This is a genomic window from Natrinema soli, from assembly GCF_028618695.1.
Genome location: NZ_JAQIVI010000112.1, coordinates 1 through 7,329 on the forward strand (window position 1 = coordinate 1; position 7,329 = coordinate 7,329).

Sequence of the window (7,329 nt, forward strand, 5' to 3'; positions counted from 1 at the left end):
GATACCCGTCGGCCTCGAGGTCGGCGCGCTCGATGAGCATCCGCCAGGCGGTCTGGAAGACCAGACTGCTCGAGCCCGCGACCGACCAGTCGACGTGGTCGGGAACGGGGATCAGATTATCCTCGGGGATCGCGGCGTACTCGGAGTGAACGCCGGTGACGTGCTCGCCGATGATGTGGAAGCGCGGATCGAGCGTCGGGTCGTCCATCCGAAGGTCGCCGACGCCGGCCGAGAGCGCGACGTGATCGCCCTCCTCGAAGCGGGTCACGTCCTCGCCGACGTCCTCGACGACGCCGGCCCCGTCGCTGCCCGGGATGTGGGGCATCTCGAGGTCGATCCCCGGCATTCCCCGTCGCGTCCAGATGTCCAGATGGTTGAGCGCGGCCGCCTTGATGTCGACCAGAACCTCGTTCCGATCGACCTCGGGGTCGGGATACTCGCCGTACTCGATGACGTCCCTGTCGCCGTGTTCCGCGAATTGGACTGCCTGCATGTACGGATGGCAACGGAAACGTCGGCCATAACAGTTGGGCTACCAGCACCGGTGGCCGTCCGGGAGCTGGTTCAGACCCGAACCCGAGTACGCAGCCGTGTGCGTACCTTTTACCCGCCGGCTTTCGAAGGCAACGTATGGACGACACGGACGCGGGCGATATCCCCGATCCCGACGACGCGACGCTCTGTACCGGCGTCGTCACGATCGCCTCGGATCGCAGTCTCAAGGACGACGCCGCGGGTGAGGCCATCAACGAGGCGCTCGCGGACAACGGCAGCGAGATTACGGTGCGCGAACACGTCGGTTCGGACTACGACAAGGTCCAGTCGATCGTCTCGCGGCTGATCGATCGTGGCGACGTCGAGGTCGTGATTACCGCCGGCGCGACCGGCGTCGAACCGGACGATATCACCATCGAGGCCGTCGACCCGCTCCTCGAGAAGGAACTGACCGCGTTCAGCGAGCTATTCACCGTGTTGGCCTACGAGCGGGCCGGCACGAAAGCTGTCGCTGCACGGACCCTCGCCGGCATCGCCGAGGGGACGCCGGTCTTCTGTCTCCCCGGCCACCCCGACGCGGTCCGCCTCGCACTCGAGGAGATCATCCTCTCGGAAGCGGCCGGGATCGTCGAACTCGCACGCGAAGCGGAGCCGGATTCCGAGGACGGGGAAGAGCCGGGCACTGCGGACGGACCGGCGGACACCGGTGCGTCGAGCGAGGCGACGAACGGGGGTGCCTGACGTGGGCTCCGACGATGGCAGTGACGGTGCTGGAAGCGACGCCGTCGACAAGGCGTCCGTCCGCGAACGGATCTGGGACGACCTCGAGGAGAGCGGCGAGGCCCGGTTTCCGTTCCCGCCCCACGGCCGAATTCCGAACTTCGCCGGGGCGAGCGACGCTGCAGACCGGCTGGCCGAGCAACCGGAGTGGAACGAGGCGACGACGATCAAGGCCAATCCCGACGCGCCGCAGTTGCCCGTTCGGCGGCGGGCGCTACGCGAAGGAAAGACGGTCTACATGGCCGTCCCGCGGCTCAGCGACGAGCGATGCTTCCTGAAACTCGATCCCGACGACCTCGAGGACTACGACGCGGCGACGACCGTCTCCGGATCCTCGAAACACGGCGAACAGGTCGGGCCGGAGGCGGTCGACCGCGTCGATCTGATCGTCTCCGGCAGCGTTGCTGTAACCGAAGAGGGCGGCCGGATCGGCAAAGGTGAGGGCTACAGCGACCTCGAGTATGCCGTCCTCCGGGAACTCGATCTGGTCGACGAGTCGACGCCGGTGGCGACGTCGGTCCACGAACGGCAGGTGATCGACGACGCCGTCGCGATCGGGGCGCACGACGTCGCGATGAACCTCGTCGTCACGCCCGAGCGGGTGGTGCGACCCGAGGGCGGGAGCGAGCAACCCGAGGGGATCGACTGGGACTTGCTCACGGACGAGCGACTCGAGGAGATTCCGGTTCTCGAGTCGCTTCGAGACCGATAGCCGCGTCTCTCGGTGACGAGTGTGTCGTATCAGTGCCAGTGTTAGCGTTACTCGTCACTATCGAGGACGAGAGCGAGATCGTTCGGAACGAGAGGGTCCATCCCCGGAGCGCGGCGAAAAACGCCGCGCCCCGAGTGCCAGAATCGCAGGGTGCGACGCGAGCCGGTGGGGCGGGCCCGCGTCGACGAGAATCGGTTGGCAGTGGTGGGAAGGGTGCTGTGGTGGGGTTGCTGGAAGTCGCGGGTACAGGTGGTGGGTGCCATCGGTGGGGTCAGCCCGTCGACCTCCACTCACGACTACTGGCGATTGCTACTTGAACGGAGGTGATGGTATACCACCCTTACGCCGAGTTCCGGCAGATTCAATGCGGATTTATATTGCGGATATCGGGCTCGAGAAAGTTCATACGGCGGCTGTAGTGGACAGCAGCATGCACGACAGAATTAGCCGGGCGGTGACCCGTCTGCGATCGGTTCAGCGGCGCAGCTCACGGTCGTTCGAGGGCGCGTGACGAAATCGATCGAAGCGCGATATGGAGTCGATGCGGTCGACGGTCCTCGGTATCAGGCGACCAGTTCGTCGGCGACGATCTCGGCGTCCATCAACTGCGGGTCGATCGCGAGATCGAGCTGGCCCCTGACGAACTCGGGGACGGAGTCGCGAGCGTAGACGACGGTTCGAAGCCCGTCGTTCAGGTCGCAGGCGATCGGGATCGTCGTCGCCTGCTCGGTGTCGGTCAGGACGTACAGATCGGCCGCGACGATGCCGGCCTCCTCGAGGTGCGGACGGGAGATAACGCCGTTGAGTCGGGTGACGTCGACGCCCTCGTGCTCGAGCGCGTCGCCGATGCCGTCGTCGTCGGGGCCGGCGACGATGGCAGTCGTGGGTGTGGTGCTCATTCGTACTCGATTGTCGCGGGCGGCTTGTGGGTCACGTCGTAGACGACGCGGGCGACGTTGTCGTTCTGACCGGTGATCCGAGACTGGATGCGCTGGAGGGTCTCCCAGTCGATCTCCTGTGCGCGGGCGGTCATCCCGTCTCGCGAGTCGACCGAGCGCACGGAGACGACCCAGCCGTGAACTCTGTTGTCTCCCTTGACGCCCGTGGCCTTGCCGATGACGGCTGCGAGCGCTTGCCAGGGCTCGTACTCCTCGAGTTCCTCCTCGACGACGTGACACGAGTGGCGGGCGACCTCGAGTTTCTCCTCGGTGACTTCGCCGATGACGCGCACGGCGAGTCCGGGGCCGGGGAACGGCATCCGCTCGGCGACGATCTCGTCGAGGCCGAGGTGGCGGGCGACCTCGCGGACCTCGTCCTTGTAGAGGTCGCGGACCGGTTCGACGATGCCCTCGAAGTCGACGACCTCGGGGAGACCGCCGACGTTGTGGTGGGACTTGATCCCGCCCTCGCTCTCGATGCGGTCGGGGTAGATCGTCCCCTGCACGAGGTAGTCGGCGTCGGTGTCTTTCGCCTCGCGCTCGAACTCCCGGATGAACCCCTCGCCGATGACTTTGCGCTTTTCCTCGGGGTCGGTGACGCCCGAGAGGGCCTCGAGGAAGCGGTCTTTCGCGTCGACGATTCGCAGCGACTCCATGTAGTCGAACGTCTCGCGGATCTGGTCGGTCTCGCCTTTCCGCATCAGGCCGGTGTCGACGTAGACCGGTGTGAGTCGGTCGCCGATAGCCTCGTAGGCCAGTGCGGCGGCGACCGACGAGTCGACACCGCCGGAGAGGGCGATGACGGCGTTCGCGTCGCCGATTTTGTCGTCGATCTCTGCAACTGCCTCGGGGACGAATGTCTCGGTGTCTACCATCAGTGGGTTACCTCGGTTTCAGAATCGGTGTCCGCGTCGGCGGGTTCGCTCTCGGCCGCATCGTCGGTCTGCTCGAGGACTGCCTCGACCAGTCCCAGAAACGGCGGGCTCGGCTGTCCGGGGCGGGACGTGTACTCGGGGTGGAACTGCGTCCCGAGGAAGAACGGATGGTCCTCGAGCTCGAGGATCTCCATCCGGTTGCCCGCGGTGCCGGAGAAGACGAGCGGTTCGTCCTCGAACCGGTCGAAGTACTCGGGGTTGACCTCGTAGCGGTGGCGGTGCCGTTCGGAACAGGACGTGTCGCCGTAGAGTTCGTAGGCCAGCGTCTCGGGTTCAATGACGGTCGTGTGCTCGCCCAGCCGCATCGTGCCGCCCATGTCCTCGACCTCGTACTGTTCGGGCAGGATGTCGATGACCGGATGCGGCGTGTCTTCTTCCATCTCCGCGGAGTGAGCGTCCTCGAGACCGAGCACGTTCCGGGCGTACTCGACGACGGCCATCTGGAAGCCCAGACAGAGTCCGAGGAAGGGAACGTCGTTCTCGCGGGCGTACTGTACTGCCCGGATCTTCCCTTCGGAGCCGCGCATCCCGAAGCCGCCGGGAACGATAACGCCGTCCATTCCCTCGAGTTGGCCGTCGTGACCCTCGCTCAGTTCGTCGGCCGCGACCCAGTGGACGGTCACGTCGCTGCCGACCTCGAAGCCGGCGTGTTTCAGCGACTCGTGGATCGACATATAGGCGTCCTCGAGGTCGTACTTGCCGACCAGCGCGATATCGATCTCGCCGTCCTTCTCGGTGGTGACGATCTCGCGCCAGTCGTTGGTTCGCTCCTCGGGCGGCAGCGCCTCGTCGGCGAGCCCGAAGCGCTCGAGGACGTACTGATCGAGCCCCTCGTCTTCGACCATCAGCGGGACGTGATAGACGTCCTCGACGTCGGGATTCGAGAACACCGCTTCGGTCGGGATGTCACAGAACAGCGCGATCTTCTCCTTGGTCTCGGGGTCGAGACGGTCCTCACACCGGCCGACGATCACGTCGGGCTGGAGGCCGATCGAGCGGACCTCCTTGACCGAGTGTTGGGTCGGTTTGGTCTTCTGCTCGCCGTTCTTCGAGTACGGGACGAGCGTGACGTGGGTGAAGAGGACGTTCTCTTCGGGTTCCTCGTGGGCGAACTGGCGTAAGGCCTCGAGATAGGGCATCCCCTCGATGTCCCCGACGGTGCCGCCGACTTCGATGATACAGACGTCGGTATCTTCGGCGGCCTCGCGGATCCGGCGCTTGATGTCATCGGTGATATGGGGGATGATCTGGACCGTCTTGCCCAGGTAGTCGCCGGCGCGTTCCTTCTCGATGACGTGCTGGTAGGTCTTGCCCGTCGTGATGTTGTGGTCCGAGGTCATGTCGATGTCGAGGAACCGCTCGTAGTTCCCGAGATCGAGGTCGACCTCGCCGCCGTCCTCGAGGACGTAGACCTCCCCGTGCTGGTAGGGGTTCATCGTCCCCGCGTCGACGTTCAGATACGGATCGATCTTGACCGCGGTGACGTCGAACCCGGCGTTCTTGAGGAGTCGGCCGGTGCTCGCGGCCGTGATCCCCTTCCCGAGTCCCGACATGACGCCGCCGGTGACGAAGATGAACTTGTTCCCCAGCGAGGGGTCATAATGAGTGTCCGATTCCGTCGGCATACCGAGTGTGCGCGCGACCGCTTGAAAACGATTTCGGGACCGCACTGCCTCCGACACAGGTTGTCACCCCTTCGTCGGCGCGGTCACCGCGCGGCGCGCCCGTTCGAGTCCACGTTCGTTCAAAACGGGACGGCGACGGGAAAATACGCTGCCTAGGGCTCGTCGTCCATGGATGCTTTCCCGTGGGGTTCGTCCTCCTTGGAAACCTTTCCCTCGGCCGGATCCTGGACTTCCAGATCCTGCACTTCGACGATTTCGGCCTGCGCGAGGTTCTCGATACCGCCGCCCATCCGCAACTGGATCGTCTGCCCGGGGAGATCCGGATCGTCCTCGTCGGTCGGTTCCTTCGGAACGGAGACGGCAGTGACCCCATCGATCGTGATGGAACGGCGCTCGATCGGATCGCCCGCGTACTCGACCGTATCCCACGTCTCGACGTCGAGGTCGTCCATGTCTTCGCCGAAATAGTCCTCGGCGTCCGGGTTCACCGTATCCTCGGTCTGGGACTCGCCGGTCGTCCGATTGTCGTCGAAGCGCACCTCCTCGTGCTTGTACTGTCTGAGCTGGACGAGCATACACCTCCTACGACCTGCTGTGTGGTAACTCTCACACCGGAACTCGCCGGGCCGACTCGAGCGGCCCGAGGAGTGAGTACGCGGACGCTCTAGAACGAACGGCTGCATTGGCCCACAGATGATGCAGTCAGCATTCTTGTGGTAAGTACAGGTGAAGGACTTCCAACCGGAGCATCCGCGAACGTAGCGAGCGGTTCGCCGCCGAAGCGGGCGACGCCCGCAGAGGCGGCCTTTGTAGCGTAGATTTTTGCGCCAGCGCGGGACCTCCGGTCCCGCGTGCCATGCGAACGGGCGCTATGCGCCCGTGAGCAGACGAGCGGTTCCGAACGAAGTCGTTCGAAAGACGCTTTGCGTCTTTCGTGATCTTCAAAAGAGCGCTTTGCGCTCTTTTGGACCTCGCCGAGCTTTGCTCGGCTCAGTGACGAGAGATCGAAGGTCTCTCGAACCGTGAGGAATCCCGAGGCGGAAAAAGGAACGTCTACTTGCCCCAGAACGGGTCTCGACTGCGCTGCTTGTCGAGGTACATGTTCAGCGCCTCGAGTTCGTCGCCGGGGATATCGCTCGCGAGCTCCTGCTCGAGGATCTTCGCGTGTTTCTCGGGGATCTCGATCCAGAGTTCGTCGTCTTCCTCGATCCCCCGTCCGACGGTGGGGCCGTCGATGGCGACCGAGACGCGGTTGCCCGCACGGGCTTCGTCGACGTCTTCGCCTTGCTCCTGAATCCCCTTGACCTGGCCGACGCGGTCGACCTCGTTGCCCTCGAACTTGACGACGTTCGCGTTGTTCTGGACCGTTCCGGAGTTCACCTCGACGCCGACGACCGCGGGGTCGTTCTGGCGGAAGGTGTGGTCCGGGAGGATCCGGAATCGAGCGGGTCGCGTGATGTTCTCGAGAATGGTGTCCTGCTGGGCCTTCTCGATGCCCTCGACGTACCCCTCGTACTCCTCGATGAGCTGGTAGATGACCTCGTCGGTGAAGATCGTCACGTCCTCGATCTCGGCCCGGTCCTCGGCGTCGTCGAGCACGTCGACGTTGAACCCGAGGATGACCTTCTGTTTCCCGTCGTCGGCCGTCGAGGCGACCGAGACGTCCCGCGGCGCGACGTCGCCGACCTCCGCGCGGACGATCGGCACCTCCGCGTCACCGAGAGCGTCGGCCATCGCCTCGAGGATGCCGAGCGTGTCGGCCTTGACGACGACACCTTCTTCGGCGGTGTCGACGGCGATGTCCGCGAGTTCGGCCTGCACCTCCGCGACGACGTCCTCGAGAT

General features: G+C 64.9%; 8 protein-coding genes. 2 read left to right on the forward strand and 6 right to left on the reverse strand.

All coding sequences use genetic code 11. The annotated features are described in order from the left end of the window. A partial coding sequence (locus tag PGX04_RS07790) for an alcohol dehydrogenase catalytic domain-containing protein (RefSeq protein WP_273737982.1) occupies positions 1–493 on the reverse strand: 493 nt, incomplete at its 3' end. A 137-nt stretch (positions 494–630) separates the two neighbouring features. Here PGX04_RS07790 and PGX04_RS07795 point away from each other — a divergent pair. Together PGX04_RS07795 and PGX04_RS07800 are read left to right on the forward strand one after the other, a co-directional pair. Further along, positions 631–1,236: a MogA/MoaB family molybdenum cofactor biosynthesis protein gene (locus tag PGX04_RS07795; RefSeq protein WP_273737983.1), complete on the forward strand. Its 606-nt coding sequence runs from the start codon at positions 631–633 to the stop codon at positions 1,234–1,236. Beyond that, positions 1,229–1,987 (forward strand): 5-formyltetrahydrofolate cyclo-ligase, encoded by a 759-nt coding sequence (locus PGX04_RS07800; protein ID WP_273737984.1) that lies wholly within the window; start codon positions 1,229–1,231, stop codon positions 1,985–1,987. Before PGX04_RS07795 ends, PGX04_RS07800 begins: the two co-directional genes overlap by 8 nt. A gap of 563 nt (positions 1,988–2,550) precedes the next feature. Here the strand turns inward: PGX04_RS07800 and PGX04_RS07805 are convergent. From PGX04_RS07805 to PGX04_RS07825, 5 genes are all read right to left on the reverse strand, one after another. Continuing rightward, positions 2,551–2,886 (reverse strand): DUF7126 family protein, encoded by a 336-nt coding sequence (locus PGX04_RS07805; RefSeq protein WP_273737985.1) that lies wholly within the window; start codon positions 2,884–2,886, stop codon positions 2,551–2,553. Further along, positions 2,883–3,800 carry a glutamine-hydrolyzing GMP synthase gene (gene guaA / locus PGX04_RS07810; RefSeq protein WP_273737986.1) on the reverse strand — a complete coding sequence of 306 codons (918 nt, stop codon included), beginning with the start codon at positions 3,798–3,800 and terminating at the stop codon, positions 2,883–2,885. The genes PGX04_RS07805 and guaA overlap by 4 nt, the downstream gene beginning before the upstream one ends. Continuing rightward, on the reverse strand, positions 3,800–5,485 hold the full coding sequence (gene pyrG, locus PGX04_RS07815) for a glutamine hydrolyzing CTP synthase (protein WP_273737987.1): 1,686 nt from the start codon (positions 5,483–5,485) through the stop codon (positions 3,800–3,802). The genes guaA and pyrG overlap by 1 nt, the downstream gene beginning before the upstream one ends. Positions 5,486–5,637: 152 nt before the next feature. Next, complete coding sequence (locus PGX04_RS07820) at positions 5,638–6,060, reverse strand: hypothetical protein (RefSeq protein ID WP_273737988.1); 423 nt, start codon at positions 6,058–6,060, stop codon at positions 5,638–5,640. 478 nt (positions 6,061–6,538) lie between these two features. Continuing rightward, positions 6,539–7,329 (reverse strand): eukaryotic translation initiation factor 5B (locus PGX04_RS07825; RefSeq protein WP_465263801.1); only part of this gene is annotated, 791 nt, incomplete at its 5' end.

Bases quoted from the DNA above. Each gene is read 5' to 3' on its own strand.
- PGX04_RS07795 (WP_273737983.1), top strand. From the start codon at position 631: ATGGACGACACGGACGCGGGCGATATCCCCGATCCCGACGACGCGACG.
- PGX04_RS07805 (WP_273737985.1), bottom strand. From the start codon at position 2,886: ATGAGCACCACACCCACGACTGCCATCGTCGCCGGCCCCGACGACGAC.
- guaA (WP_273737986.1), bottom strand. From the start codon at position 3,800: ATGGTAGACACCGAGACATTCGTCCCCGAGGCAGTTGCAGAGATCGAC.
- pyrG (WP_273737987.1), bottom strand. From the start codon at position 5,485: ATGCCGACGGAATCGGACACTCATTATGACCCCTCGCTGGGGAACAAG.
- PGX04_RS07820 (WP_273737988.1), bottom strand. From the start codon at position 6,060: ATGCTCGTCCAGCTCAGACAGTACAAGCACGAGGAGGTGCGCTTCGAC.